Source organism: Arthrobacter sp. MSA 4-2, assembly GCF_016405885.1.
Taxonomy (GTDB): domain Bacteria; phylum Actinomycetota; class Actinomycetes; order Actinomycetales; family Micrococcaceae; genus Arthrobacter_D.
In genome coordinates this window covers 80,663-105,593 of sequence record NZ_JAEKGC010000012.1, presented here as the reverse complement: position 1 = coordinate 105,593, position 24,931 = coordinate 80,663, and the positions used below count along the sequence as shown (strand labels likewise).

The following is a 24,931-nucleotide window of genomic DNA, read 5'->3' as shown; positions in this document are numbered from 1 at the left end:
ATGGGGCCATGGCATCGAACCTCGCCGCGCCCCTTCCCCCGGACAGCCGGCCGGAGCTGCTGGCCCTGCGTGCCCTGAAGCTGGGCGACCTCCTGGTGGCCGTGCCCGCACTGCGCGGGCTGCGCCGGGCGTTCCCCGGGCACCGCATCCGGTACGCCGCCCAGGCCTGGCTTGCACCGATCGTGGCGCTCACCGACGCCGTCGATGAACTGTTGCCCACGCACGGACTCGATGAGCCCCTGGACCTTGCCCCCGGGAGCGTCGACATCGCCGTCAACCTCCACGGCAACGGATCCGAGAGCCGGGAGCGGCTCGAGGAGATCGCTCCCGCCCGGCGCATGGGCCACCGCTCCCCGGGGTGGGACGGCCCGCCCTGGCAGGACGGCGTCCACGAGCGGCACCGGTGGGCCGACCTCGTCTCCTGGCACGGCGTGCCGGCCGACCCGCTGGACCTGCGCCTGCGCATCCCCGATGAGGAGAGCCCCGCGCCCGGGGCCGTCGTCGTGCACGTCGGGGCCGCGTATGGGAGCCGTCTGTGGCCCGTGGACCGCTTCGCCGCCGTCTCCAAGGCCCTGGCCGGCGCCGGCCATCAGGTGCTGCTGACCGGCAGCGCCGGGGAGCGGGCGCGGGCGCTGGCGGTCGCCGAGGCCGCGGGGCTGCCCGAGCGCGCCGTCGTCGCCGGGGAACTGCCGCTCGAGCGTTTCGCTGCGCTGGTGGCCGGGGCCGGCCTCGTCGTGTCGGCCGATACCGGCGCCGCACATCTCGCCTCCGCGTACGCCCGGCCCTCCGTAGTGCTCTTCGGGCCGGCGCCGGTCGAGGAGTGGGGCCCTCCGCCGGGGCCGCACATCGTGCTCACCGACGCTTCGAAGCGCGTCGGCGAAACCTTCGCCTCGGAGCCGGACCCCGCGCTGCTCGCGGTGACTCCCGATGCGGTGCTCGCGGCGGCCTCCCGGCTCGGCGTGTACTAGCCGTGCACTAGCCCGCGCGCGATCGCCCATGCCCTGGCCCGCCGAGACGGACCACCAGGGTTCAGGCGATCCGGATGTCCACCGAACCGCTGCCCGCCGGCCCCGCCAGCCGCTCCTGCAGCAGCACCAGGATGCGGGCCAGTTTCCGGGACACCTGCATCTGGGTCATCCCGAGGTGTTCACCGATCTGCTGCTGGGTCTCCTCCTTGAAATACCTCCGGTACAGCAGTTCCTTCTCCGCCGAGGTGAGGCCGTTGACCGCCGCCCGCAGAGAGACCAGGTCGTCGCTGCGCTCGATGCAGTTATCCGGCGAGGGAAGGGTGTCCCCCCAGCTCTTGCCGTCGAAGGGTGCGTCGAGCGACTCCGGCCGCAGGCTCGTGGAGCAGGTGAGCGCCTCAGCCACCGCCGGCTCCTCGGCGCCGAGTTCGGCCGCCAGCTCCCTCGTGGTCGGTTCCCGCCCGAGCCGCTGCGCCAGCACGGGGGCGGCCCGCACGGCTTCGGTCCTCAGGTCCTGGAGGTGGCGCGGGGGGCGGATCACCCAGCAGCAGTCACGCAGGTAGCGCTTGATCTCGCCCGTGATGGTGGGAATGGCGAAGGAGGCAAAAGGCACTCCCCGGGCTGGATTGAACCGCTGCACAGCCTTGATCAGGCCGAGGTAGGCCACCTGCCTAATGTCCGCGGCGTCCGGGCCGAACGAGGAGAAGGACCGGGCGACCGACTCGGCCAGGCCTAGGTGCCGCAGCGCGATGTCGTCCTGCAACGCGGCCCGCAGTGGCCCGTCGGTCCTGCCATGAGGCTCGAACGGGGGCGTCGGGGCGGCGGCAGGATTCGACATATGGTTCTCCAGCTCGGTGTGTCCAACTGACACCCCCAAAGAACCACGGGCCACCGGGCCCTGCAACGATTAGCTAAAAGTTTTACTTCCGAAAATCTTCTATTTTCAATTCCGATGGAGTATGCGTTCTCGGCGATTCTCCCGCCCGGCTCAGCTGTCGCTCCAGCCGTCGTTCTCGCGGAAAACCGCGGCGATCCGGCCCGAGCCGGTTCCCAGGGAACCCGCCGGATCGTCGACGATGGATCCCGGATCTCAGGGAGGCCGGGTCAGGTGCCGATGGTGGCGGTGGGCCCGGAGGACTCCGGTCCTGGAACGGCGTCGTCCTGAAGTGCGGAGGCGACCTCCGGCGCTGCCGCGGCGGCCGCCCAGTTCCATCGAGGGGCGCCAAGTTCCTTAATGACGCTCTGCAGATGCGTGCGGAGTTCATCGGAGACGAGGCCGCCGCCTGCCACGAGGGTGCGTTCGACGTCGTCGGCCCGAACGAGCACTTCACGGCCGGCGTCGGTGATGGAGACAAGGTGGGACCTGCGGTCGAGGTCGTTCCGCACGCGGGCCACATGGCCGCGGGATTCGAGGCGGGCCAGGGTCTTGCCCATGGTCTGGGCTTGGACCCGGACGATCTGGGCGAGGCTCGCCTGCGTCATGGCGCCCTGCGACGCGAGGACTCCCAGTGCAATCACTCCGGCGTGGGTAACGCCAATGTCCACCAGCCGCTCATTCCAGGCGTGCTCGACCAGGCGTGCAGCCGTCGTCAGCAGTCGGCCTGTGGGCCATTGCTCCAGATCCGGCATGAAATTGTGCACTCCCTTTCGCTAAGCTGATCAACGCTCATGGATGGCGCCAACCCGTCCCCTTTATGATAACTAGGCGTCCCAGTCATTCTTAATGCCTTCGCGCCGCCCCTATTGAACTGAGGAACCCGCATGACACAACAACTGTCGGCCGGAGATCATGCCCCCGACTTTACGCTCACTGACGCGTTTGGCAACTCGGTGTCGCTCTCGGAGTTCCGCGGCGAAAAGGTCGTCGTCTACTTCTACCCGGCGGCCGCCACCCCCGGCTGCACCACCCAGGCCTGCGATTTCCGTGACAACCTCTCCTCCCTCGCGGCGGCCGGGTACCGGGTCCTGGGCGTGTCCCCCGACGCCCCGGGGAAACTCCGTGCCTTCAGCGAGGACGAGCAGCTGACGTTCCCGCTGCTCTCCGATGAGGACCACAAGGTCGCCGAAGCGTGGGGCGCGTGGGGTGAGAAGAAGAACTACGGGAAGACCTACGAGGGCCTGATCCGCTCGACCGTCGTCCTCGACGAGGGCGGGCAGGTCGCACTGGCTCAGTACAACGTCAAGGCCACCGGACACGTCGCGAAACTGCGCCGCGACCTCGGGGTTTCCTGATTCCCGTAGACTAAAGGCCGACGCTGCGCTTTCGCGCAGCGTCGGCGCGCGAGTGGCGGAATTGGCAGACGCGCTGGATTTAGGTTCCAGTGTCTTCGGACGTGGGGGTTCAAGTCCCCCCTTGCGCACTTCAGCGCCGGCCCCCGGCCGGCACCCAACGGCACCTCGGTCTTCGGACCGGGGTGCCGTTCTTTCGCTCGCGCGTGCCCGGCCCCGCCCTCCGACCGCGACCGCGCCGGAAGCTCCGACCATCCTCCGCCTCCCCCGGCCTCCGGCCCGGCGGAAAAATTCCAGGTCCGACCCATCCGACTTCGACGCACTGTCGAAGTACCTCCGAGACATCGACACGATGCGCTCCACCCCCCAGCAAGCGGCCCCGGACTCCCCCACCGGGCCGAGTCGATCAAGGAGAAATCTGATGGAACTCACCAAGCGCAGGAACCTTTCCGTCCTCGGACTCGCAGCCGTCTCGGTGCTCGGTCTGTCGGCCTGTGGCGGCGGCGAAGCAGCCTCCGAGTCGGCCCCCAGTGCCGAGAGCATGGAGACCGAGGCAGCCGAGTCGATGGCACCGGAGAGCACCGGAGAGGCCTCCGGCGAGGCAATGGACCCGGCGGCAAACCTTGTCGGGCCCGGCTGCGCCGACTACGCGGCCGAGGTTCCCGACGGCGCCGGCTCGGTCGAAGGCATGGCCCTCGACCCGGTCGCGGTAGCCGCCTCGAACAACCCCATCCTGACCCAGCTCACGGCCGCCGTCTCCGGCGAACTGAACCCTGACGTCAACCTCGTCGACACCCTCAACGGCGACGAGTTCACCGTCTTCGCCCCGGTCGATGACGCCTTCAAGGCGCTGCCCGCCGAGACCGTCGAGGCACTCAAGACCGACAAGGACCTGCTTACGGGCATCCTGACCTACCACGTGGTGCCCGGCAGGATGCTTCCGGCCGACCTCGAGGGAACCACCCAGACCACCGTCCAGGGCGGCGACGTCGAGATCACCGGATCCGGCGACGAGCTGATGGTCAACGGCATGAACGTCATCTGCGGCGGCGTCCAGACAGCCAACGCCACCGTGTACCTGATCGACGGCGTCCTCACGCCGCCGGCCGGCTAGGAACCTCCCTGGTGTAACTCCTCTAACGTGACCAGGGAACCCGGATGGGCCCCCGCACTCGCCGTGCGGGGGCCCATCCTCTGTGCGGAACGGACCGTGGCCGGCACAGGCAGGACGCCGCGGGCTGGGCGGCCGCGCCGGCCGGATCGCCTAGACTGAGCTTTCCGACCACCTAGCCCGGGCGCTGCGCCCCTTTGGAGAATCTGGCTGTGAAGAATACCGCCGGGCGCGTCCCGTCCCGTCGTGTCCTCCGAGTCCTTGCCGCGGCCGCCGTAGCGCTCAGCCTTCCCGCCTGCACCTCGGCGCCGCCCGCGCCGCCGTCCCCTTCGACTCCGGCGCCGGCCACCTCCGCCGCACCCGACGCCACCTTCCGGTTCGGGGCGGCGGCCGACCCGACCGGCCTTGACCCCGCGATGGCCACCGACAGCGAATCCTTCCGGGTCACCCAGCAGCTGTTCGAGGGCCTGATCGGCATCGACCCGCTGACCTCCGAGCCGGCACCGCTGCTGGCCGAGTCGTGGGAGGAACGCGACGAGGGCCGGGCCTACGCCTTCGAGCTCCGGGAGAACGTCGTCTTCCACGACGGGGAGCCCTTCGACGCCAGGGCGGTGTGCGCCAACTTCTCCCGCTGGTTCAACATTCCCCCCGCGGCGCGCGCCGCGGGGGCGGCCCTTCCCTTCGAAACGGTCTTCCTGGCCTTCTCGGACAACGCCGAGGCCTCCCTGTACAAGGGCTGCCGGCCCCTGGGCGAGCATGAGGTGCTCATCGAGCTGAACAGCCGGATGACCGAGTTCATCCCCGCCCTCGCCCTGCCCTCCTTCGCCATGTCCTCCCCGCGGGCACTCGAGGAGCTGGAGGCGGATAAACCGACCGAGACCCGGGAGGGAGTCCGGCTGTCCCGGTATGCCCTGGCACCCGTGGGCACCGGCCCCTTCCGGCTCGAGAGCTGGACCGGGGACGAGGTGCGGCTCACCGCGTCCGACGCCTACTGGGGGGACCCCGGCGAGGTCACGGACGTGGTGTTCACCACCATCGTCCACCCCGATTCACGGCTGCGCGCGCTGAAGGCGGGCCGTATCGACGGCTACGACTTCGTCACCGTGGAGAACGCCGCCGAACTGGCCCGGGCGGGCCAGCAGCTGCTGCAGCGCGACCCCTATTCCGTGCTGTACCTGGGGCTGAACCAGAACTTCCCGGGCGTCGAGAACGTGCTCTTCCGTCAGGCGGTTGCCCACGCCATCGACAAGGAGGCACTGATCGAGGGCCGCTTCCTCAACGGCACCAAAGCGGCCCGCCAGTTCCTTCCCGAGAAGCTCGGCGTGAGCAGCGAGTCCGTCCCCTCCTACAACCACGACCCGGAAAGGGCCCGGGAGCTGCTCAAGGAAGCAGGGTATACGGGCGCGCCCCTGCCCTTCTACTACCCGCGCAACATCTCCCGGCCGTACCTGCCGGCCCCGGAGAAGATCTACGCCGAACTCAGCAGGCAGCTCACCGCCGCCGGGTTCAACCTCAAACCCGTGCCCGTCGACTGGAACGAGGGCTACCTCGACCGGGTCCTTGAGGACGGCGACCGCGCCTTCCACCTGCTGGGCTGGAGCGGGAGCTACCAGGATCCCGACAACTTTGCCGGCGCGCTCTTCGGCAAATACTCGAGCGAGTTCGGCTTCAGGGACGCTCAGCTGTTCAGCAAGATCACCCGGGCCGGGACCCTGCCCAACGGCGAGGACCGGCGGGAGGCCTACGCCGACATCAGCAGCCAGATCGCCACGCGGCTGCCGGCCGTTCCGCTGGCCTTCCCGATCTCGGCCCTGGCCATGGCCCCCCGGGTGGCGACCTACCCGGTGAGCCCCGTCATGAACGAGGTTTTCAACCGGATCGACCTCGACGGTGTGCCCACCCCCGGTGGCGACGCAAGCCCCGGCTGATTTAATTAAGGTGGGTCCCAGCCGTTAGGCTTCAAGGGCTAGGACCTCGCGACTGGAGACAACGTTGACTGCACAAAGCCAGGCGGCATCATCCGCATCCACCACCGACGTTGTCCTGATCGGCGGGGGCATCATGAGCGCCACGCTTGGGGCGTTCCTGAAGCAGCTTCAGCCGGACTGGGATATCTCCGTCTTCGAGCGCCTCGACCGCGCCGGCCTTGAGAGCTCCGATCCGTGGAACAACGCCGGGACCGGGCACGCGGCGCTGTGCGAGCTCAACTACTCCCCCGCGGGCAAGGACGGTTCGGTCGATCCGGCCAAGGCCGTGGCGATCAACGAGCAGTTCCAGGTCTCACGCCAGTTCTGGGCCCACATGGTCTCCAGCGGACACCTCGGGGACCCCCGCAACTTCATCAACCCCGTGCCCCATATGAGCTTCGTCTGGGGCACCGCGAACGCGGCCTACCTGCGGCGGCGGCATGAGGCCCTCAGCGCCCAGCCGCTCTTCCGCACCATGGAGCACTCCGAGGACGCGGCAACGATCGCCGAGTGGACCCCGCTGATCATGAAGGACCGCAACCCGGGCCAGCCCGTTGCGGCCTCCCGGGTCGCCGGCGGGACCGACGTCGACTTCGGCGCCCTGACCCGCGGGCTCACCACCTACCTCGAGGGCAACGGCGTCGAACTGAACTACCACCACGACGTCGTCGACGTCTCCCGTGCCTCCAGCGGGCGCTGGGACATCAAGGTGAAGAACCGCGGTACCGGTGCCACCCGCACGGTCAGCACGAAATTCGTCTTCATCGGCGCCGGCGGCGGTGCCCTCCACCTGCTCCAGCGCAGCGGCATCCCCGAGGGCAAGGGCTTCGCAGGCTTCCCGGTGTCCGGGCAGTTCCTGCGCTGCACCGACCCGGACACGGTCAACCAGCACAACGCCAAGGTGTACGGCCAGGCCTCGGTCGGCGCCCCGCCGATGTCGGTGCCGCACCTGGACACCCGGTTCGTCAACGGCGAGCGGTCCCTGCTGTTCGGGCCCTACGCCGGCTTCTCCACCAAGTTCCTCAAGCGCGGCTCCTTCCTTGACCTGCCCGGGTCGGTCCGCCCCTCCAACCTTGTGCCGATGCTCGCCGTCGCCAAGGACAACGTCCCGCTCACCAAGTACCTGATCTCCGAGGTCCTGAAGAACCGCGACGCCAAGAACGAGGCCCTCAACCAGTTCGTTCCGTCAGCCAACGGCGGCGCCTGGGAACTCATCACCGCCGGCCAACGTGTACAGGTCATCAAGAAGGCCCCCAAGACGGGTGGAATTCTGCAGTTCGGAACGGAAGTCATCACCTCGGCCGATGGGTCGGTGGGGGCGCTCCTCGGTGCATCGCCGGGGGCGTCCACGGCGGCTCCGATCATGGTCGAACTCCTGAAGCGGTGCTTCCCGGCGAAGATGTCGGGCTGGGAGGCGAAGCTGAAGGAGATGATCCCCGGATACGGCGTGAAACTCAATGAGAACGAGGAGCTTGCCGCGGAAGTCCAGTCGATGACGGATCGGGTCTTGAAACTCCAGTAAGCCGCGGCTGCCCCGGGACACCAGGCACCGTCAGCACCGAAGGCAGGCCCATGTTCCGTCTGGCGCAGCTCTCCCTGGGAAACCGGGCCCTGATTGCGTTGATCACCGTTTTTGCCTCGGTGTTCGGCGTGATCACCGTCGGCTCGCTCAAGCAGGAACTGATCCCCTCGCTCGAGTTTCCCCGGATCACCGTGATCTCCTCGGTGCCCGGCGCCTCCCCGGAATACATCGACAAGCAGGTCAGCGGCCCGCTGGAAACCGCGCTCAGCGGTGTCGAGGGGCTCGAAACCTCCTCGGCCACCTCCCGCAGCGGCGTCTCCACCGTCAACCTCGAGTTCGTCTACGGAACGAACCTCGACCGGGCCCGCGCCCAGGTGGACCGGGCCATTTCCGCGGTGCGGCCCAACCTCCCCGAGGACGTCGAGCCACAGGCACTGGCCGGCAGCATCGGAGACTTCCCGATCGCCTTCCTGGCCATCTCCTCGGACCGTACGCTCAGCGAGCTGAACGACGAGCTGACCCGGCTGACGGTTCCCCGGCTGCAGAAGCTCGAGGGGGTCCGCTCGGCGGACATCACCGGCGGCTCGCGGCAGCACATCTCGGTGCTTCCCCGCGACGGCGCCCTCGCCGAAGCCGGAGTGCAGGTCCGGGACATCGTCGACACCCTCGAAGCCAACGGCGCCCTGTTCCCGGTGGGCACGCTCGAGGAGGAGCTGCGGTCCCTCACCATCCAGGCCGGCAGCCCCGTCGCGTCCCTCGACGACATCCGGGGCCTGCCCGTGCTGCCCTCCGAGCCGGCCGGGACCGCTGGGCCGGCCCCGGAGGCCGCCTCGACTCCGGCCGCCCCCGGCTTCCCTGCACCGGGCGTGCCGGCGCCCGCCGTTCCCGGCGGCGCCCCTGGCTCCCCCGGCGGCGTTCCGGGCTCGCCCGGGGGCACTGAGCCGGCGACCGCGCTGCCCGCCGAGCCGGCACCTGCGCCCCCTGCCGCTCCGGTCACCATCGGGGAGATCGCCGACGTCGAACTCGCCGACGATGCCGCCACCTCGATCACTCGAACCAACGGCGTCGAAACCCTCGGCCTCACCATCACGAAGGTGCCCGACGGCGACACGGTGCGCATCTCCCGGGCCGTCGGCGAGCTCATCCCGGAGCTTGAGACGGAACTGGGCGACGGCGCCAACATCACGGTGGTCTTCGACCAGGCGCCCTTCATCGAACGCTCCATCAAGGACCTCACCACCGAGGGGCTGCTCGGCCTCGCCTTCGCCGTCGTCGTGATCCTGGTGTTCCTGCTCTCGGTGCGCTCCACCCTGGTCACCGCAATCTCCATCCCGCTCTCACTGCTGGTGACCTTCATCGGTCTCTACGCGGCCGGGTACTCCCTGAACATCCTCACCCTCGGGGCGCTGACCATCGCCATCGGCCGGGTGGTCGACGATTCGATCGTCGTGATCGAGAACATCAAGCGGCACCTGAGCTACGGCGAGGAAAAACGCACGGCCATCCTGACGGCGGTGCGGGAGGTGGCCGGTGCGGTGACCGCCTCGACCCTGACCACCGTGGCGGTGTTCGCGCCCATCGCGTTCGTCGGCGGGCTGGCCGGTGAGTTGTTCCGTCCCTTCGCCGTCACCACCGGGATTGCCCTGCTGGCCTCCCTCGCCGTGTCCCTGACGATCATCCCCGTCCTCGCCTACTGGTTCCTGCCCCGCACCCGGACCACCGACATCGACGACGACGCCGCGTCCGAGGCGGCCCGGCAGGCGCGCGCCCGGGCGGTCGAGGAGGCCCACCGGGCCGAACGCCGCTCCTGGCTGCAGCGCGGTTACCTTCCGATCCTCCGCGGAACCCAGCGCCACCCCGTCTGGACGCTCACCGCCGGCGTGCTGGTGCTTGGGGCCACGGCCGCCATGGTTCCCCTGCTCCAGACCAACCTGCTCGGCAGCAGTGGCCAGAACAACTTCAGCATCTCCCAGACCCTCCCGGCCGGCTCAAGCCTCGCCACGACGGCCGAGGCGGCCGCACGCACGGAGGAAGTGCTCGCCCGGGACCCGGCGATCCGCGACATCCAACTGACCGTCGGCAACGCCCAGGGCGCGTTCGCCGCCCAGTTCTCCGAAGGGGCCTCGGTGGCAAGCTTCACCGTCACCACGGACGAAGACGCCGACCAGGACGCGCTGCAGGCCCGGATCCGGGACGACCTCGAGCAGCTCACCGGTGCCGGGGACTTCTCGCTCTCGAGCCAGCAGGGCGGCTTCGGCACCTCAAGCACCATCGACATCAACATCACCGCTCCGGTCCCCGAGGACCTCCAGCGCGCAAGCGATGCGGTGGTCGAGAGCCTCCAGGGCATCGACGGCGCCGGCGAGATCACGAGCAACCTCTCCGCCGCCCAGCCGCAGGTCCAGATCAGCGTGGACCGGGCCGCCGCGGTCGCAGCGGGGCTCACCGAAGGGCAGATCGCCGGCCTGCTCGGCGGCAGCATCAGCCCGGTCCCTGCCGGAGTGCTCCGGCTGGAGGCCACCGACTATCCCGTCCTCATCGGTGAGGGAACGCCCATCTCCAGCCTGGCCCAGCTTCAGGACCTGGTCATTCCGGCGGCCGGGCGCCCGGTGCCCCTGACCGAGGTGGCCACCATCGAGGAGGTCCAGGTCCCGCTGACGGTCACCAGCGCCAACGGGGAGCGCACGGCACGCGTCTCGGTCACCCCAGCGGGCGATGACCTGGGCGCCCTGACCGCGGCCGTGTCCGCGCGCCTGGACGGCGTGGACCTGCCGGCTGGCGCCACCGCCACGGTCGGCGGGGCGGCGGCACAGCAGAGCGAATCCTTCGGCCAGCTCTTCATTGCGCTGTGGGCGGCCGTCGCCATCGTCTACGTCATCATGGTGGCCACCTTCAAGAGCCTGCTCCAGCCCCTGATCCTGCTCGTCTCCATCCCGTTCGCCGCGACCGGGGCGATTGCGCTGCTGGTGATCACCCACATCCCGCTCGGACTGCCCTCGCTCATCGGCATGCTCATGCTCGTGGGAATCGTCGTGACGAACGCCATCGTGCTGATCGATTTGATCAACCAGTACCGCAGGCCGCGGGACGGCGGGCCCGGGCTGGATGTGGCCGAGGCAATCCTGCAGGGCGCCCGGCAGCGGCTCCGCCCCATCCTGATGACCGCGCTGGCCACCGTCTTCGCCCTGACCCCGCTGGCCCTGGGGCTGACCGGCGAGGGCGGCTTCATCTCCCAGCCGCTCGCCGTCGTCGTCATCGGCGGGCTGGTCTCCTCCACCGCCCTGACCCTGATCCTGGTGCCCGTTCTGTACCGGCTGATCGAGGGACGGCGGGAACTGCGCGCCCGCCGCCGTGAAGCATCCGACCGCGCGGAGCAGGCTCGGGAAACGGTGCCGGCCTAGCCCACGCTGGCCCACGATGGCCCGCCCTGGCCCGTACGGCCGCCGTACCGGCCCGCCCGGCCGGCACCGGTCCGAATCGGCGTATAATGGATGCAAATGCATCTACCCGAACGAGGAGACCCCGTGCAGATCGGCATATTCACAGTCGGTGACGTCACCGTTGACCCCACCAACGGGACCGCGCCCACCGAATACGAGCGCATCAAGGCGATGGTGACGATTGCGAAGCATGCCGAGGAGGTCGGGCTCGACGTCTTCGCCACCGGCGAGCACCACAACCGGCCGTTCGTGCCGAGCTCGCCGACCACAATGCTCGGGTACATCGCCGCCCAGACCGAGCGGATCATCCTCTCGACCTCCACGACGCTGATCACCACGAACGACCCGGTGAAGATCGCCGAGGACTTCGCGATGCTCCAGCACCTGGCCGACGGCCGCGTGGACCTGATCCTGGGCCGCGGCAACACCGCGCCGGTCTACCCCTGGTTCGGCAAGAACCAGCAGGACAGCGTCGAACTGACGGTGGAGAACTACAACCTGCTGCGCCAGCTGTGGGACAACGACGTCGTGAACTGGGACGGCAAGTTCCGCACCCCGCTGCGCAACTTCACCTCAACCCCGCGCCCGCTCGACGGCGTGGCCCCCTTCGTCTGGCACGGTTCCATTCGCACCCCGGAGGTCGCCGAGATCGCCGCCTACTTCGGCGACGGGTTCTTCGCGAACAACATCTTCTGGCCCAAGGAGCACTACCAGCAGCTCATCGGCCTGTACCGGGAGCGTTACGCCCACTATGGCCACGGAACGCCGGAGCAGGCGATCGTCGGCCTGGGCGGGCAGTTCTTCATCCGCCGCAACTCGCAGGACGCCGTGCGGGAGTTCAGGCCGTACTTCGACAACGCCCCGGTCTACGGCCACGGCCCGTCCCTTGAGGAGTTCACCTCACAAACTCCGCTGACGGTCGGCAGCCCGCAGGAACTGATCGAGAAGACCCTGACCTTCCGTGAGTTCTTCGGCGACTACCAGCGCCAGCTGTTCCTGGTCGACCACGCGGGCCTGCCGCTGAAGACCGTCCTTGAGCAGCTGGACCTGCTGGGCTCCGAGGTCCTGCCGACACTGCGCGCGGAGTTCGCCAAGCGCACCCCGGCCACGGTTCCGGCCCCTCCGACCTTCGAGAACCGGCGCGCCGCGGGGACAACCTCACCGGCGGTGTCGCGTGGGTGAGGGCCCGGAACTCCCTCCCGTGCGACTCACGGCCGAGGCGTGGGAGTCGCTGTTCCGCGCCCAGGTCGCGGTGATGAAGGTCCTGAGGCAAGACGATGCCTTCAAGCAGCTCGGCATCCGCGACTACGACGTACTCTTCAACCTGAGCAGGTGCGCCACGGGGTGGGCACGGCTGAATGAGCTGAACGCGAACCTGCTGATCAGCCAGCCGAGCCTGAGCCGGATGGTGGAGCGGCTCGAGGCCAAGGGGCTGATCCAGCGCCGGCCGGCCAAGAACGATCATCGCGGCGTGGAGCTCTCCCTGACCGAGGAGGGCCAGGCGCTCCAGAAGCGCATCGGCACCTCGCACGTGCGGGTGATCCAGGAGACCCTGGGGCCGGTCCTGAGCGTCGAGGAACTCGAACAGCTCCGCCAGCTCACCACCAAGATCAGTGCCGGGCTGGAGCGCCCTTCCTGACGCGGGGCCGGCGGCCGGCCCCTATGCTGGGGGCACGGCACCCATCAGGGGTCAGCCGTACGAGCGAAGGCGGCCCCATGCACAGCTTCACCCCCGACGACGTCCCCGACCTCACCGGCCGGCGCGCCATTGTCACCGGGGCCAACAGCGGCATCGGCCTCCGGGCCGCCGTCGCCCTGGCCCGGAAGGGCGCCCACGTGGTGCTCGCCTGCCGGGATGCGGGACGGGGGGCGGAAGCCGAGCAGCACGTCCGCTCCCTCAGCGGCAGTTCGGCGGTGGAGCTGCGCCTGCTGGATCTGGCCAGCCTCGCCTCCATCCGGCAGTTCGCCGCCGGCTGGGAGCACCCACTGGACCTGCTGATCAATAACGCCGGGGTCATGGCGCCGCCGCGCAGGGTTCTCACCGAGGACGGCTTCGAGTCGCAGTTCGGAATCAACCACCTCGGCCACTTCGCCCTGACCGGGCTCCTCCTCGGGCAGTTGCGCGCGGCCGGTGATTCCCGCGTCGTGACCGTCTCAAGCCTCGCCCACAAACGCGGCCGCCTGAACTTCGCGGACCTCCAGTCCGCCCGGGCGTACCGTCCCTGGGCTGCGTACGGCCAGAGCAAGGCGGCCAACCTCTACTTCACCATCGAACTCGACCGGCGTGCACGCGCGGCCGGGTGGCAGCTCACGGCGACGGCGGCGCACCCGGGCCTCGCCCGCACCAACCTTGTGCGGAACCGCCAGGCCGGACCGGTGCTCGACCTGCTCGGCGGCTTCCTCGGCGTGCTGAGCCAGTCCGATGAGGCCGGAGCGCTTCCGGTGCTCTACGCGGCCACCGCCCCCGACGTTGAGGGCGGGGACTACTACGGGCCGGACGGCCCCGGAGAAACCCGCGGAAACGTCCGCCTCGTCGCGCCCTCCCCGCGCGTTCTCGACCCCGAACCCGCCGCACGGCTCTGGGAGCGCAGTGTCGAACTGACCGGCGTCGACTACCGGGCCCTGGAGCCGCGCACCTGACACCCGGGCTCCTGTCAATCCGCTGCAGCCCTGACGTGGGCCGCTGGCGGGCTGCTGGTGGACAGCCGGGGCTAATCAGGCGCTGCCGGCCGGTCCTCCGCCGAGGGGCCCACACCGGCCGGACTGCAGCGGCCTAGAGCCGTGCGGCGTGCGGGGCCCGCACCCGGCCGACGGCCTCGACGACCGCGGCGGCCGCCGCCTCAAGGTCCGCCGCCGTCGCTTCCCGGGTCCAGGAGAGCCGCAACGCAGTGGTGGCGGTGTCGGCGTCGAGGCCCAGGGCGAGCAGGACGGCGGAGGGCTCGTCCGACCCTGCGGCACAGGCGGAGCCGGACGACGCCACCACGCCGAGGCGCTCCAGTTCAAGCAGGACCGATTCGCCGCTGAGGCCGGGGAAACAGAAGGAGGCGAGGTTCGGCAGCCTCCGCTCCGGATGCCCGGTCAGGACGGCGCCCGGCACCCCGGCCAGGACCTGGGCGGTGAGCCGGTCCCGCAGTCCGGTGGAGGCCTCCGCGGCAGCGGCCCAGCCCCGCCGGGCGGCCGTCAGCGCCGTCGCGGCGCCGACGGCGCCGGCCACGTTTTCGGTGCCCGAGCGGCGCCCCCGCTCCTGGCCGCCGCCGTGGATCACCGGCTCCACCGGGACCCTGCGCCGGAGGTACAGCACCCCGGAGCCCTTCGGCGCCCCAAGCTTGTGTCCCGAGATGCTCAGCGCGTCGACGCCCAGCGCCTGGACGTCGAGGGGAAGCCACGCCGCGGCCTGGACGGCGTCGGTGTGGAAGTACACCCCCCGGCTCCGGCAGATCCCCGCGAGTTTGGCGATGTCCTGCACGGTGCCGACCTCGTTGTTGGCATACATTACGCTGCACAGCGTCGTCTCCGCGGTCAGTGCCGCCGCGAGCTCCTCCGGGTCGACCATCCCTGCACCGTCCACCGGCAGGACTGTGATCCGGAAGCCGTGGAACCGCTCAAGGTAGGACAGCGGCTCACGGACCGCGGCGTGCTCGAGCGCGCTCGTGACGATGTGCCGTCCGCGCGGCACCGCGAGGGCTATCCCCTTCAGGGCGAGGTTGTTCGCCTCGGTGCCGCCCGAGGTGAAGACGACCTCAGCCGGGCGGCAGAACAGGTCCGCGGCGACGGCCTCCCGCGCGGAAGCGAGGGCCGCCGCGGCGGCCTCACCCACCGCGTGGTGGCTTGAGGGATTGCCGAAACCGCCCGTCAGCAGCGGCCACATCGCCTCAAGCACCTCCCGCCGCACCGGCGTGGTGGCGGCGGCGTCGAGGTAGATCATGGCCGCAGCTCCGCCGGGAGCCGCACACCTGCAACTGCCCCCGCCCCCGCGCCGGCATAGCCGGGGGCCGCGGGCCGGAAGTCGAGGCCGAGGTCGAGGCTGTGGACGCTGTGGGTCAGGGCCCCCGAGGAGATCAGGTCGACGCCGGTCGCGGCGATGGCGGCGACGGTTTCCAGCGTGACGTTGCCGCTGGCCTCGACGAGGGCGCGGCCCCCGACCCGGCGGACCCCCTCGGCGAGCTCGGCCAGGGAGAAATTGTCGAGCATAATCGTGTCGACCCCCGCGGCGAGCACCGGCTCGATCTGGTCGAGCCGGTCGACCTCCACTTCGAAATGCACGGTGTGCGGCAGCCGTGCCCGGGCGTCCGCGAGGGCGGCGGTGAGTGCCTCGGGGCCGTCCGCGGACAGCAGGGCCAGGTGGTTGTCCTTCACCAGCACCGCGTCCGAGAGGCTGAACCGGTGGTTGAACCCGCCGCCGCAGCGCACCGCGTACTTCTCCAGCGCCCTCAGGCCGGGGGTGGTCTTGCGGGTGTCGACAATGCGCGCGCTGGTTCCGCGGGCCGCCTCGACATACCGGGCGGTGAGGGTGGCGATGCCGCTGAGCCGTTGGGCCAGGTTGAGCGCGGTGCGCTCGGCGGCAAGGATCCCCGTGGCGGGACCGGAAAGGGTTGCGAGCACGGCGCCGGGGGCGAAGGCATCGCCGTCGTTCAGCTGCGGTTCCACGGTGATGCGCGGGTCGGTCAGGCGCATTGCCGACTCGATGACGTGCGTCCCGCAGAAGACCCCGCCCTCCCGAGCCGTGACCGCGCCGGTGGCCAGAACCGACGGCGCGATGAGGCCCTGGCAGGTGATGTCGCCCCAGGGTGAGTCCTCGGCGAGCGCGGCGAGAATCACGGCTTCGAAGACCGCCGCGGACGGGGCGGAGGCTGCTGCCGGTGGGGTCATTGTGGGAATCCTTCCTCGGGGGTGGAAGCGCGGACGTACGCCGTGCTCCCGGGAACTTTTCGCGGATCGGCCAGTGGGAAATCGGACCGGTGGTGGGCACCCCGGCTTTCCCTGCGGGCCGTGGCGGCATGCACCAGCAGCCGCGCGCACAGCAGGAGGTTGGCGGTTTCGAGTTCCCCGACGGTGCTGCCGGCGGGCGCATAGGCGGCCAGCTGCTTGGCGGCCAGTTCAAGCCCGGCCGCGTCCCGGACGACCCCGGCCTGCCGGGTCATCAGGCGCTGCAGCTGCGCCCGGTCGAAGGGTTCGCCGGCGTCGGGGGAGTCAAGGGCGAGCGGGTCAGCTGGGAACGCTGGCCACGGGGCTCCCGGCGCGGCCAGGGCTTCGGCCGTCCGCCCGGCAAAGACGAGTCCCTCGAGGAGGGAGTTCGAGGCGAGCCGGTTGGCGCCGTGCACGCCGGTGCAGGCGGCCTCCCCCACCGCGTACAGGCCGGGAAGCGAGGTCCGGCCCGAGGTGTCGGTGCGGATCCCGCCCATCCAGTAGTGCGCGGCGGGCACCACCGGGATCGGTTCGCGCGCCCAGTTCAGGCCGTGGCGCACCGTCAGGGAGGTCAGCGAGGGGAACCGCCGGGCGAGGAACGGGCCGCCCAGGGCGGTCGCGTCGAGGTACACACACCCTTCACCCCGCGCGGCGAGGTGCTGCGCGATGCTGCGGGAGACGACGTCGCGCGGTGCCAGTTCACCGTCCGGGTGGTAGGCGGGAAGGAAGCGGGTTCCGGAGGCGTCGCGGAGGGCCGCACCTTCGCCCCGCACCGCCTCGGAGATGAGCGGGCTGCCGGGGACATCGAGCGCGGTGGGGTGGAACTGGAAGAACTCCGCGTCGGCCACCACCGCCCCGGCCCGCCAGGCCAGTGCCACGCCGTCGCCGGTGGCCACCGCCGGGTTGGTGGTGTGCTCATAGAGCCTGCCCGCCCCGCCGGTGGCGAGCACGACGGCGTCGGCCGCGATCTCCCGTGCAGCGGGCTCCCCGGCGGTGGCGGGGCCCGCCGGGCGGACGCGCACGCCCGAGACGCGGGGCTCCCCGGGCGGGCCCGCACGCAGCAGGTCCGTGACGAAGGTGGATTCGAGGATCCGCACGGAGGGATCGGCGCGCACCGCGCGGATCAGGGCGCCGGCCAGCGCCCGGCCGGTCGCGTCGCCACCGGCGTGGAGGATCCGGGCCGCGCTGTGAGCGGCCTCCCGGCCGCTCGAGAGCGCACCGTCGGCGCTGTCGAAGCGGAACCCAAGGGACTCAAGCCAGCTCACCTGTCCCTCTGCCCCGGCGCACAGCAGCCCGACCGCGTCCGGGGCGGCGAGGCCCGCACCGGCGGCCAGGGTGTCGGCCACGTGGGCGGCCACACTGTCCGGGCCGCCTCCCCGGGGACCGGTCCCGGACGGCTCCCGTCCGAAGGCACCGGACAGGACCGCGGCCATGCCGCCCTGGGCATACCAGGTGTTGCTCTCCTCGAGGGCGGCCTTCGTGATCAACGTCAGCCGCGCGCCCGGCAGGGAACGGCGGATCCGGAGCACCGTTGCCAGCCCTGCCACCCCGCCGCCCACAACGACCACCCGGCGCGGGGCGTCCGGGTGGGCGGCCGGGGCCGGTGTCATGGCCGGACCGCGAGCATGCGCTGCAGGGCGGTCCCGGCGGGCCCTGCGGTCGCGGCCGGGACGGTGATCCGGTTGCGCACCTCGCCCTCGAGCAGGCCCTCGAGCACCCAGGCGAGGTACCCGGGGTGGATCCGGTACATCGTGGAGCACGGGCAGATGACGGGATCGAGGCAGAAGATCGTGTGTTCGGGATGCTCCGCGGCGAGGCGGTTCACGAGGTTCACCTCGGTGCCGACGGCGAAGGTGGTGCCCGGCGCACCGGCGGCGATCGCCTTGCGGATGTAGTCGGTGGACCCGGCCTCGTCGGCGGCGTCGACGACGGGCATCGGGCACTCCGGGTGGACGATCACCCGCACGCCCGGGTGCTCGGCCCGGGCCTTCTCGATCTGGGCGACCGTGAAGCGCTTGTGGACGGAGCAGAAGCCGTTCCACAGGATGACGCGCGAGTCGAGGAGCTCCTGCTCCGCGAGGCCGCCGAGGTCCTTGCGCGGGTTCCACAGCGGCATCAGCTCCAGCGGGACACCCATCGCCTTGGCGGTGTTCCGGCCCAGGTGCTGGTCGGGGAAGAAGAGCACCCGCTGCGCCCGTTCGAAGGCCCACTCGAGCACCGCGGCGGCATTCGAGGAGGTGCAGACGATTCCGCCGTTCTCGCCGCAGAACCCCTTGAGCGCCGCCGAGGAGTTCATATAGGTGACCGGGAGTACCGGGACCCTGCCCTCGGCGTCGGGTTCGGTGCCGTACACCTCGGCGAGCTGCTCCCAGCAGTCGGTCACCGAGTCGATGTCGGCCATATCCGCCATGGAGCAGCCGGCGGCGAGGTTGGGCAGGATCACCGCCTGGTCCGGCCGGGAGAGCAGGTCTGCTGTCTCGGCCATGAAGTGCACGCCGCAGAAGACGATCGCCTCGGCCTCGCTGCGCTGGGTTGCCGCGCGGGCGAGCTGGAAGCTGTCCCCGACGAAGTCGGCGTGGCGGATGACCTCGTCGCGCTGGTAGAAGTGCCCAAGGATGACCACCTGGCTGCCCAGGGCCTGCCGCGCCGCGGTGATGCGCCGGTCCAGTTCGTCGTCGCCGGCCCTCCGGTACTCCTCCGGCAGTTCGCCCTGGCGGGGGGTCGCGGCGGGCGCGGGGTCGGCCATCGAAGCCCCCGGCCCGTAGCTGGGCACGGGGGTGTCAAAGGCCCACGGGCCCTCCGCGAGCGCTGGCGAACAGGTGCTGCCGGCGGCCGGGGCGGCCTCGGCCTGGGCCCGGGTGATGAGCTGGACCGCGGTGTTGACAGAGGTCATGGGGTTCTCCTGGGAAAGCCGGGATCGGGTGAGGCGGCGCCGGTGTAGCGGTAGAGGCGCGGCGGGCGGTGCCTGCCGCCCTGCTGGAAGGTGTCAGTCGGAGCGATGTCGGGGGTGGCCCGGAGGTGGCGGCGGAAGTTGGCCGGGTCGAGTTCGCGGCCCAGAACCGCCTCGTAGACCCCGCGCACCTGGGCGAGGGTGAAGGACTCACCCAGGAAGGAGAAGGCGATCGGCCCGTATTCCATCTTGTTGCGCAGCCGCCAGAGGGCGTATTCGACGATCGTGTTGTGGTCGAAGGCGAGATCCGGCAGGGCGTCGGCGGGGAACCACTTCACGTTCTCCGATTCGCGCGCGAGGTCCGCCTCCCCCGGCTGCACGAGGGCCCAGTAGACGATGGAGACCAGCCGCTGGGTGGCGGCACGGTCGAGCCCGCCGAAGGCGTAGAGCTGTTCGAGATACCGGGGGGCGAGGCCCGTGGTTTCGTTCAGGTTCCGCGCCGCGGCGTCCTGGAGGGATTCCCGGCCGGACAGCGGCCCGCCGGGCAGCGCCCACTTGCCCAGGTGCGGCTCCCGGATCCGCCGCACCAGGGGCATCCAGAGCGCCTGCCGGCCGCCGTCGGAGCGGAGGGCGAAGATCACCGTGGAGATTGCCAGCGCCGGGGCGAGCTGGCTGCGTTCGGTCACGTTCGCCGAGCTGAAGTCCATGCCTGCACCGCCTTCGAGGTTCAGTCCGCCGCGGCAGCCCGGGTTAAAGTCACTATGACTATAACAGGTTCGCGGCCTCTGCGGCAGGGCCCCCGGAGGCCGCGGCCCGCATCAGCGGCAGGGTCCGCGCCTCGAAGTGGGTATTGAGGACGATGACGCTGGAGGAGCGGATGACGGTCCGGGTGGCAATGATCGCGTCGATCACGCGCTGCAGGTCCGCGTTGGAGCGGGCCGTGACCCGTGCCAGCAGGTCGCTCTCCCCCGACACGGTGTGCAGCTCCTGGATCTCGGGGATGTCCGCGAGCGCCTCGGCCACCGCGTCGTGGCCCGAATCCTGGTGGATGATCAGCGAGCAGAAGGCCGTCACGCCGTACCCCATGGAGCCGGGGTCGATGCGGGGGCCCCAGCCGTTGATCACCCCGCTGCGCTGCATCCGCTCAAGCCGCGCCGACACCGTGGCCCGCGCGACCCCCAGGACGCGCGATGCCTCGAGCACCGAGATCCGGGGGTTGTCGGCGAACAGGTCAGCGATGCGGACGTCGAGCCGGTCAATCTCCATGGGCTGCCTTCCTCCCGGACACACCGTGCCCTGCCGCGGGGCGCCCGGACTGGTTTCGGAGCGGACGCCTGTTTGTACAGACGATAACGGCAGAACGAAGCAATCTGTACAGTCGGCTACGCACAGGCGGCGTTCACTGCGGCAAACTGCGGAGGACCGACGCGGCAGATTGCGCAGAGCTCCGGGTACGGATACCGTCGCCCAAGACCCCCTACGCAAGGACGCACCATGGAATCTCCGACACCTGCGGACCCGAGCGAGCTCGAGGAGCTCTACCGGCTCCTCGCCGCCGTCCGGCAGCTCGATACCGCCGCGGTCCGCTGGCAGCGCCAGGGCATCATCCCCGGCTACGCCCCCCTGCTCGGGCAGGAGGCGGCCCAGGTGGGCAGCGGCTACGCCGTCGATCCCGCGCGGGACTTTCTATTCCCGACCTACCGGGAACTCGGCGTTGCACGCGCCGTGGGCGTGGACATGGTCGAATACATGGCCACCCACAAGGCCACCTGGCATGGCGGGCTCTACAACCCCGCCACCACCCACTTCGCCCCCATCCAGGCCGTGGTCGGCGGATCGGTGCTCCACGCCGTGGGCTGGGCGCACGGCCAGAGGCTGGCCGGGCCCGGCGAGGACGGCTACAACGTGGCCCTGAGCTACTTCGGCGACGGCGCCAGCTCCCAGGGCGACGTCCATGAGGCGATGAACTTCGCGGCCGTGATGAAGGCACCCGTCATTTTCTTCGTGCAGAACAACGGCTGGGCCATCTCGGTGCCCACCGAGCGCCAGGTGGCGGGCGGGTCCGTCGCCGCCCGGGCCGCCGGGTACGGCATGCCGTCCCTGAGCGTGGACGGCAACGACGTCACGGCGGTGCTTGAGGCCACCCGGCAGGCCCTGGCACACTGCCGGAACGGCGGCGGCCCGATCCTCATCGAAGCCCGGACCTACCGGCTGGGCCCGCACTCAACGAGCGATGACCCCGGGCGCTACCGGAGCCTGGATGAGGAGCAGGCGGCCCGCCGGTCCGATCCGCTGGCCGCCTGCGAGGCCCTGCTGCGCACGCGCTTCGGCACGCCCGACTCCTTCTTCGCCGGCGCCCTCGCCGCGGGCGAGGCCGAGGCCGAGGCCGTGCGGCAGGGCCTTGAAGGCCTTGGTCCCCGCCCGGGAAGCGAGATGTTCGACTTCGTCTTCCAGGAGCCCACCCCCGCACTGAAAGCCCAGGCCGCCGCCTGGAGGACGGAATCCGAGCATGTCTGAGACCCTGTCGAACCCCCTGTCCCCGGCCGCCGGCGACGGGCCGGCCGCACCCGCGCCGCTGACGCTCTCGATGCAGGGAGCCCTGAACCGTGCGCTCGGGGAGGTCCTCGAGGACAACCCCAAGGCCCTGATCTTCGGTGAGGACGTCGGCCGCCTGGGCGGCGTCTTCCGCATCACCGACGGGCTGCAGGCCCGCTTCGGCGCCGAGCGCGTCTTCGATACCCCGCTCGCCGAATCCGGCATCCTGGGCATGTCCGTCGGCCTGGCGATGGCCGGCTTCCACCCCATCCCCGAGGTGCAGTTCGACGGCTTCGCGTATCCGGCCGTGAACCAGATCGTCTCCCAGATCGGGCGCATGAACTACCGCAGCCGCGGGGCGCTGCCCATGCCGGTCACCCTGCGCGTGCCCAGCTTCGGCGGAATCCGCGCACCCGAACTCCACGGAGAGAGCCTCGAGAGCCTCTTCGTCCACGTGCCGGGCCTGAAGGTCGTCTCCCCCGCGGACCCGCACCAGGCCTACCACCTGCTCCGGCTCGCCGGGTCCATGCCCGATCCGGTGATCTTCATGGAACCCAAGGCGCGCTATTGGCAGAAGGGCCCAGTGGATCCCGCGGACGCCGGCGCACTCGAGGGCGCACGGATCGCCCGGCCCGGCCGTCACCTGACCCTGATCGCCTGGGGCGCCATGGTCGCCCGCTGCCTGCAGGTCGCCGAACTGGCGGCCGAGGACGGCATCGAGGTGGAGGTGCTCGACCTGCGCTGGCTCAGCCCGATCGACGCCGACGGCCTCGCCGAATCCGTCTCCCGCACCCGGCGCGCCGTCGTCGTCCACGAGGCGCCGCGCAGCAGCGGGCTCGGGGCGGAAATCGCAGCCCTCGTCACCGAAAGGTGCTTCAATACCCTCAAGGCGCCGGTGGAACGGGTGACGGGATTCGATGTCCCCTACCCGTCGGGCGACCTTGAGGACGAGTACATTCCCAACATTGACCGGATCCTGTTCGGAATCCAACGCGTATTGGAGCACCGCCGTGGCTGAACTCTCATTCCCCCTGCCGGACCTCGGCGAGGGCCTCATCGAGGCCACCATCCTCGAGTGGCTCGTCGCCGAGGGCGACCAGGTCGAGCGGAACCAGCCCCTCGTCGAGGTCGAAACCACCAAGTCCACCGTCGAACTGCCCTCCCCGCAGGCCGGTACAGTCGTGAAGGTCCACGGCGATGCGGGCTCGGTGATCGCCGTCGGCGATCCGCTGATCGTCTTCGAGGTGCCGGACGACACGGCCGGCATCGTGGGCACGGTGCCCGCCGAGAAGGCCCCGGCCCGGCGGGTACGGCTCAGCGCCGTGCTCGACGACGACTAGGCACCAGCCCGCGGCGCGGGATTTCAACGGCAGGAAAGGACAAGGCATGGGACGGCACCGCGACCACCTGGTGGAGGGATCGGATCCGCAGCTGAGCGTGGCGCTGCATCCGCCCGCCTCCGACGCCGGGCTGCGCCCGGTGCTGCTGCTTCACGGCTTCGCCTCCTCGACGAAGCTCAACTGGGTCGACTCCGGCTGGATCCGCTTCCTCAACGAGGCGGGCCGGGCCGTCATCACCGTCGACCTTCCCGGGCACGGCGACAGCGCCGCACCGGAGGCGCGTGACTCCTACTCCCCGAGCCGCATCCGCGCCGACGTCCTGCAGGTCCTCCAAGACCACCACGTGGCGCCCCTGCGCGAGGGCGTGCCGGCCAGCGGCGTCGACATCATCGGATACTCCCTCGGCTCCCGGCTGGCGTGGGAATTCGGCGCCACCCAGCCAGAACTGGTCCACCGCATGGTACTGGGCGGCCCCGGCAGCGGTGACCCGCTTGCCGAGTTCGACCTCGCCGCGGCGCAGGAGCTCCTCGCCGAAGGCACGCCGATCAAGGATCCCCGGACCGCCGAGCTGATGCGGATGGCCCGGCTCGTGCCGACCAACGACGTGTTCGCGCTGCTGACCATGGTGGAGGCGGTGAAGGACGAGCCGTTCATCCCAGCCGAGGCCGTGCCCCGGATGCCGCTGCTGCTGGTAGCCGGCGAGAACGATGACCTCGCCGCGACGGCGCAGGAACTCGCGGACCTGGCCCCGCACGCTGAACTGCTGAAGCTGCCCGCCCGGACCCACGCCAACGCGGTGACCTCGCGCGCCTTCAAGGCCGCCGCGGTCGCGTTCCTGTCCGCCTGAACCCGCCCCTTTGCACCCTGCCGCCCGCCGCCGGTGCCCGCCGCAGCGGATAAACTTTAGGTAAAGGGATCTGCGCCGTGGGCAAAAAATGGTTGGCGCAGGATACAATCGAAGTAAGTCATCAGCAGACTTACCTTCTTGCGACACACAGCTTCCCCCTTTACTCAACACCTTCCCGGGAGAACACCCATGGATGTGCTCCTTGCCGAGCGGTACCAAACCACCGACCTGCTCGGTGTCGGCGGCGCCGCGTCCGTCTATAGGGCGATCGACCGCAACTTGCAGCGCGACGTCGCGGTGAAGGTGTTCAACCCCACCACCGCCGATGACGACGATTACCGCCGGCAGCACACTGAAACCCTTCTGCTTTCCACCCTCAACCACCCCGGACTGGTGACCCTCCACGATGCGGGGCTGCACCAGGATGAGGACGGACGCACCACCGGCTTCCTGGTGATGGAACTCGTTGACGGCGAGGACCTGCGCAAGCTGCTGAAGAAGGGACCGCTGGCTCCCGCCGCCGTCGCCCAGGTCGGAGCGGACCTCGCCGACGCCCTCGCCTACATCCACTCCCAAGGAGTGGTCCACCGCGATGTAAAGCCGGCGAACATCCTGATGTTCCACTCGGGCGAGAACGATACCCGGCTCTACCCCAAGCTCACAGACTTCGGCATCGCGCGCATGGTGGATGCCACGATGGCCACCGCGGTCGGTGCCACCATCGGCACGGCGAACTACCTCAGCCCGGAGCAGGCCCAGTCGGGCGACATCAACGAGCGCAGCGACATCTACTCCCTTGGGCTGGTCCTACTCGAAAGCCTTACCGGCGACAAGGCCTTCCCCGGGCCCGTAGTGGAGGCGGCCCTGGCCCGCCTGCTCCGCGATCCCGAGGTTCCGGAATGGCTGGGCGCCGACTGGGCGGGCCTGCTCACCCGCATGACCGCCCGGAACCCCCAGGACCGTCCTGACGCCCACGAAGTTGCCCTGCTGCTGCGGGTCCACTCCGACGAGGCCGCGGGCTTCTCGGGGATCGGGACACCCCAGGCGGCCGCCGGTTTCGCCCCCGCCGACGACGGCGACGGGGTCTCGACCGGCGGAATCACCACCGGGAACATCCACATCCCCGATCCGCCCTCGCACGCCCCGAGCCTCGGTTAGTCCGGGGCCGCTTTAGGCCGGG

The 24,931-nt window shown here is 70.4% G+C and carries 22 protein-coding genes and 1 tRNA gene; 15 read left to right on the top strand and 8 right to left on the bottom strand.

Features of this window, described 5'->3' with window-relative positions:
* Nucleotides 1–8: 8 nt before the first annotated feature.
* Nucleotides 9–968, top strand: coding sequence for a glycosyltransferase family 9 protein (locus tag I6N91_RS13915; protein WP_198813614.1), 960 nt, complete (start codon nt 9–11; stop codon nt 966–968).
* Between the two features lie 61 nt (nt 969–1,029).
* Here the strand turns inward: I6N91_RS13915 and I6N91_RS13910 are convergent, their stop codons facing one another.
* Together I6N91_RS13910 and I6N91_RS13905 are read right to left on the bottom strand one after the other, a co-directional pair.
* Entirely contained in the window at nt 1,030–1,803 is a 774-nt protein-coding gene (locus I6N91_RS13910; RefSeq protein WP_198813613.1) for a sigma-70 family RNA polymerase sigma factor, read from the bottom strand.
* 266 nt (nt 1,804–2,069) lie between these two features.
* Nucleotides 2,070–2,594, bottom strand: coding sequence for a MarR family winged helix-turn-helix transcriptional regulator (locus I6N91_RS13905; protein ID WP_198813650.1), 525 nt, complete (start codon nt 2,592–2,594; stop codon nt 2,070–2,072).
* Nucleotides 2,595–2,726: 132 nt separating this feature from the next.
* Here I6N91_RS13905 and bcp point away from each other — a divergent pair, with 132 nt between their 5' ends.
* The 9 genes from bcp (at nt 2,727) to I6N91_RS13860 (ending at nt 13,874) form a co-directional block, all read left to right on the top strand.
* Nucleotides 2,727–3,197 (top strand): thioredoxin-dependent thiol peroxidase, encoded by a 471-nt coding sequence (gene bcp / locus I6N91_RS13900; protein ID WP_198813611.1) that lies wholly within the window; start codon nt 2,727–2,729, stop codon nt 3,195–3,197.
* A 46-nt stretch (nt 3,198–3,243) separates the two neighbouring features.
* Nucleotides 3,244–3,325: transfer RNA gene (locus I6N91_RS13895), tRNA-Leu, on the top strand.
* 290 nt (nt 3,326–3,615) lie between these two features.
* A complete protein-coding gene (locus tag I6N91_RS13890) occupies nt 3,616–4,308 on the top strand; it encodes a fasciclin domain-containing protein (protein WP_198813609.1) in 693 nt (230 codons plus the stop codon).
* A gap of 209 nt (nt 4,309–4,517) precedes the next feature.
* Complete coding sequence (locus I6N91_RS13885; protein ID WP_198813607.1) at nt 4,518–6,233, top strand: ABC transporter substrate-binding protein; 1,716 nt, start codon at nt 4,518–4,520, stop codon at nt 6,231–6,233.
* 64 nt (nt 6,234–6,297) lie between these two features.
* Entirely contained in the window at nt 6,298–7,794 is a 1,497-nt protein-coding gene (locus I6N91_RS13880; RefSeq protein WP_198813605.1) for a malate:quinone oxidoreductase, read from the top strand.
* A 50-nt stretch (nt 7,795–7,844) separates the two neighbouring features.
* Nucleotides 7,845–11,195: an efflux RND transporter permease subunit gene (locus tag I6N91_RS13875; protein WP_198813603.1), complete on the top strand. Its 3,351-nt coding sequence runs from the start codon at nt 7,845–7,847 to the stop codon at nt 11,193–11,195.
* A 123-nt stretch (nt 11,196–11,318) separates the two neighbouring features.
* Nucleotides 11,319–12,416 (top strand): LLM class flavin-dependent oxidoreductase, encoded by a 1,098-nt coding sequence (locus tag I6N91_RS13870; protein WP_198813601.1) that lies wholly within the window; start codon nt 11,319–11,321, stop codon nt 12,414–12,416.
* A gap of 19 nt (nt 12,417–12,435) precedes the next feature.
* Nucleotides 12,436–12,873 carry a MarR family winged helix-turn-helix transcriptional regulator gene (locus I6N91_RS13865; protein ID WP_307843363.1) on the top strand — a complete coding sequence of 146 codons (438 nt, stop codon included), beginning with the start codon at nt 12,436–12,438 and terminating at the stop codon, nt 12,871–12,873.
* A 77-nt stretch (nt 12,874–12,950) separates the two neighbouring features.
* A complete protein-coding gene (locus tag I6N91_RS13860; protein WP_198813599.1) occupies nt 12,951–13,874 on the top strand; it encodes an oxidoreductase in 924 nt (307 codons plus the stop codon).
* Nucleotides 13,875–14,007: 133 nt separating this feature from the next.
* Here the strand turns inward: I6N91_RS13860 and I6N91_RS13855 are convergent, their stop codons facing one another.
* From I6N91_RS13855 to I6N91_RS13830, 6 genes are read right to left on the bottom strand one after another with little or no spacing between them, the layout of a single operon-like run.
* On the bottom strand, nt 14,008–15,159 hold the full coding sequence (locus tag I6N91_RS13855; protein WP_198813597.1) for a cysteine desulfurase family protein: 1,152 nt from the start codon (nt 15,157–15,159) through the stop codon (nt 14,008–14,010).
* Nucleotides 15,156–16,103 (bottom strand): carboxylating nicotinate-nucleotide diphosphorylase, encoded by a 948-nt coding sequence (nadC, locus tag I6N91_RS13850; protein WP_198813595.1) that lies wholly within the window; start codon nt 16,101–16,103, stop codon nt 15,156–15,158. The genes I6N91_RS13855 and nadC overlap by 4 nt, the downstream gene beginning before the upstream one ends.
* The gene (nadB, locus tag I6N91_RS13845; RefSeq protein WP_198813593.1) at nt 16,100–17,749 is read right to left on the bottom strand and encodes an L-aspartate oxidase; all 1,650 of its coding nucleotides are present in this window, start codon (nt 17,747–17,749) and stop codon (nt 16,100–16,102) included. Before nadB ends, nadC begins: the two co-directional genes overlap by 4 nt.
* Nucleotides 17,746–19,032, bottom strand: a complete 1,287-nt coding sequence (gene nadA, locus I6N91_RS13840; RefSeq protein ID WP_198813591.1) for a quinolinate synthase NadA — start codon at nt 19,030–19,032, stop codon at nt 17,746–17,748. The genes nadB and nadA overlap by 4 nt, the downstream gene beginning before the upstream one ends.
* Nucleotides 19,029–19,736, bottom strand: a complete 708-nt coding sequence (locus I6N91_RS13835; RefSeq protein WP_198813589.1) for an NUDIX domain-containing protein — start codon at nt 19,734–19,736, stop codon at nt 19,029–19,031. The genes nadA and I6N91_RS13835 overlap by 4 nt, the downstream gene beginning before the upstream one ends.
* Before the next feature lie 58 nt (nt 19,737–19,794).
* Nucleotides 19,795–20,295 carry an Lrp/AsnC family transcriptional regulator gene (locus tag I6N91_RS13830; protein WP_198813587.1) on the bottom strand — a complete coding sequence of 167 codons (501 nt, stop codon included), beginning with the start codon at nt 20,293–20,295 and terminating at the stop codon, nt 19,795–19,797.
* 228 nt (nt 20,296–20,523) lie between these two features.
* Between I6N91_RS13830 and I6N91_RS13825 the strand changes: the two genes are divergently transcribed.
* The 5 genes from I6N91_RS13825 to I6N91_RS13805 all read left to right on the top strand — a co-directional run bounded on the left by I6N91_RS13825 (nt 20,524) and on the right by I6N91_RS13805 (nt 24,909).
* Nucleotides 20,524–21,546, top strand: coding sequence for a thiamine pyrophosphate-dependent enzyme (locus I6N91_RS13825; protein ID WP_198813585.1), 1,023 nt, complete (start codon nt 20,524–20,526; stop codon nt 21,544–21,546).
* Nucleotides 21,539–22,582 carry an alpha-ketoacid dehydrogenase subunit beta gene (locus I6N91_RS13820; RefSeq protein ID WP_198813583.1) on the top strand — a complete coding sequence of 348 codons (1,044 nt, stop codon included), beginning with the start codon at nt 21,539–21,541 and terminating at the stop codon, nt 22,580–22,582. Before I6N91_RS13825 ends, I6N91_RS13820 begins: the two co-directional genes overlap by 8 nt.
* Nucleotides 22,575–22,904, top strand: a complete 330-nt coding sequence (locus tag I6N91_RS13815; protein ID WP_198813582.1) for a biotin/lipoyl-containing protein — start codon at nt 22,575–22,577, stop codon at nt 22,902–22,904. Before I6N91_RS13820 ends, I6N91_RS13815 begins: the two co-directional genes overlap by 8 nt.
* Nucleotides 22,905–22,950: 46 nt before the next feature.
* Nucleotides 22,951–23,751, top strand: coding sequence for an alpha/beta fold hydrolase (locus I6N91_RS13810; protein WP_198813581.1), 801 nt, complete (start codon nt 22,951–22,953; stop codon nt 23,749–23,751).
* A gap of 189 nt (nt 23,752–23,940) precedes the next feature.
* Entirely contained in the window at nt 23,941–24,909 is a 969-nt protein-coding gene (locus I6N91_RS13805; RefSeq protein ID WP_198813580.1) for a serine/threonine-protein kinase, read from the top strand.
* The last annotated feature ends 22 nt before the right edge of the window (nt 24,910–24,931 follow it).

Excerpts from the sequence above, each read along its gene's own strand:
- I6N91_RS13915 (WP_198813614.1), top strand. The coding sequence starts at position 9 with ATGGCATCGAACCTCGCCGCGCCCCTTCCCCCGGACAGCCGGCCGGAG.
- I6N91_RS13910 (WP_198813613.1), bottom strand. The coding sequence starts at position 1,803 with ATGTCGAATCCTGCCGCCGCCCCGACGCCCCCGTTCGAGCCTCATGGC.
- I6N91_RS13905 (WP_198813650.1), bottom strand. The coding sequence starts at position 2,594 with ATGCCGGATCTGGAGCAATGGCCCACAGGCCGACTGCTGACGACGGCT.
- bcp (WP_198813611.1), top strand. The coding sequence starts at position 2,727 with ATGACACAACAACTGTCGGCCGGAGATCATGCCCCCGACTTTACGCTC.
- I6N91_RS13890 (WP_198813609.1), top strand. The coding sequence starts at position 3,616 with ATGGAACTCACCAAGCGCAGGAACCTTTCCGTCCTCGGACTCGCAGCC.
- I6N91_RS13875 (WP_198813603.1), top strand. The coding sequence starts at position 7,845 with ATGTTCCGTCTGGCGCAGCTCTCCCTGGGAAACCGGGCCCTGATTGCG.
- I6N91_RS13860 (WP_198813599.1), top strand. The coding sequence starts at position 12,951 with ATGCACAGCTTCACCCCCGACGACGTCCCCGACCTCACCGGCCGGCGC.
- I6N91_RS13855 (WP_198813597.1), bottom strand. The coding sequence starts at position 15,159 with ATGATCTACCTCGACGCCGCCGCCACCACGCCGGTGCGGCGGGAGGTG.
- nadC (WP_198813595.1), bottom strand. The coding sequence starts at position 16,103 with ATGACCCCACCGGCAGCAGCCTCCGCCCCGTCCGCGGCGGTCTTCGAA.
- nadB (WP_198813593.1), bottom strand. The coding sequence starts at position 17,749 with ATGACACCGGCCCCGGCCGCCCACCCGGACGCCCCGCGCCGGGTGGTC.
- nadA (WP_198813591.1), bottom strand. The coding sequence starts at position 19,032 with ATGACCTCTGTCAACACCGCGGTCCAGCTCATCACCCGGGCCCAGGCC.
- I6N91_RS13835 (WP_198813589.1), bottom strand. The coding sequence starts at position 19,736 with ATGGACTTCAGCTCGGCGAACGTGACCGAACGCAGCCAGCTCGCCCCG.
- I6N91_RS13830 (WP_198813587.1), bottom strand. The coding sequence starts at position 20,295 with ATGGAGATTGACCGGCTCGACGTCCGCATCGCTGACCTGTTCGCCGAC.
- I6N91_RS13825 (WP_198813585.1), top strand. The coding sequence starts at position 20,524 with ATGGAATCTCCGACACCTGCGGACCCGAGCGAGCTCGAGGAGCTCTAC.
- I6N91_RS13820 (WP_198813583.1), top strand. The coding sequence starts at position 21,539 with ATGTCTGAGACCCTGTCGAACCCCCTGTCCCCGGCCGCCGGCGACGGG.
- I6N91_RS13810 (WP_198813581.1), top strand. The coding sequence starts at position 22,951 with ATGGGACGGCACCGCGACCACCTGGTGGAGGGATCGGATCCGCAGCTG.
- I6N91_RS13805 (WP_198813580.1), top strand. The coding sequence starts at position 23,941 with ATGGATGTGCTCCTTGCCGAGCGGTACCAAACCACCGACCTGCTCGGT.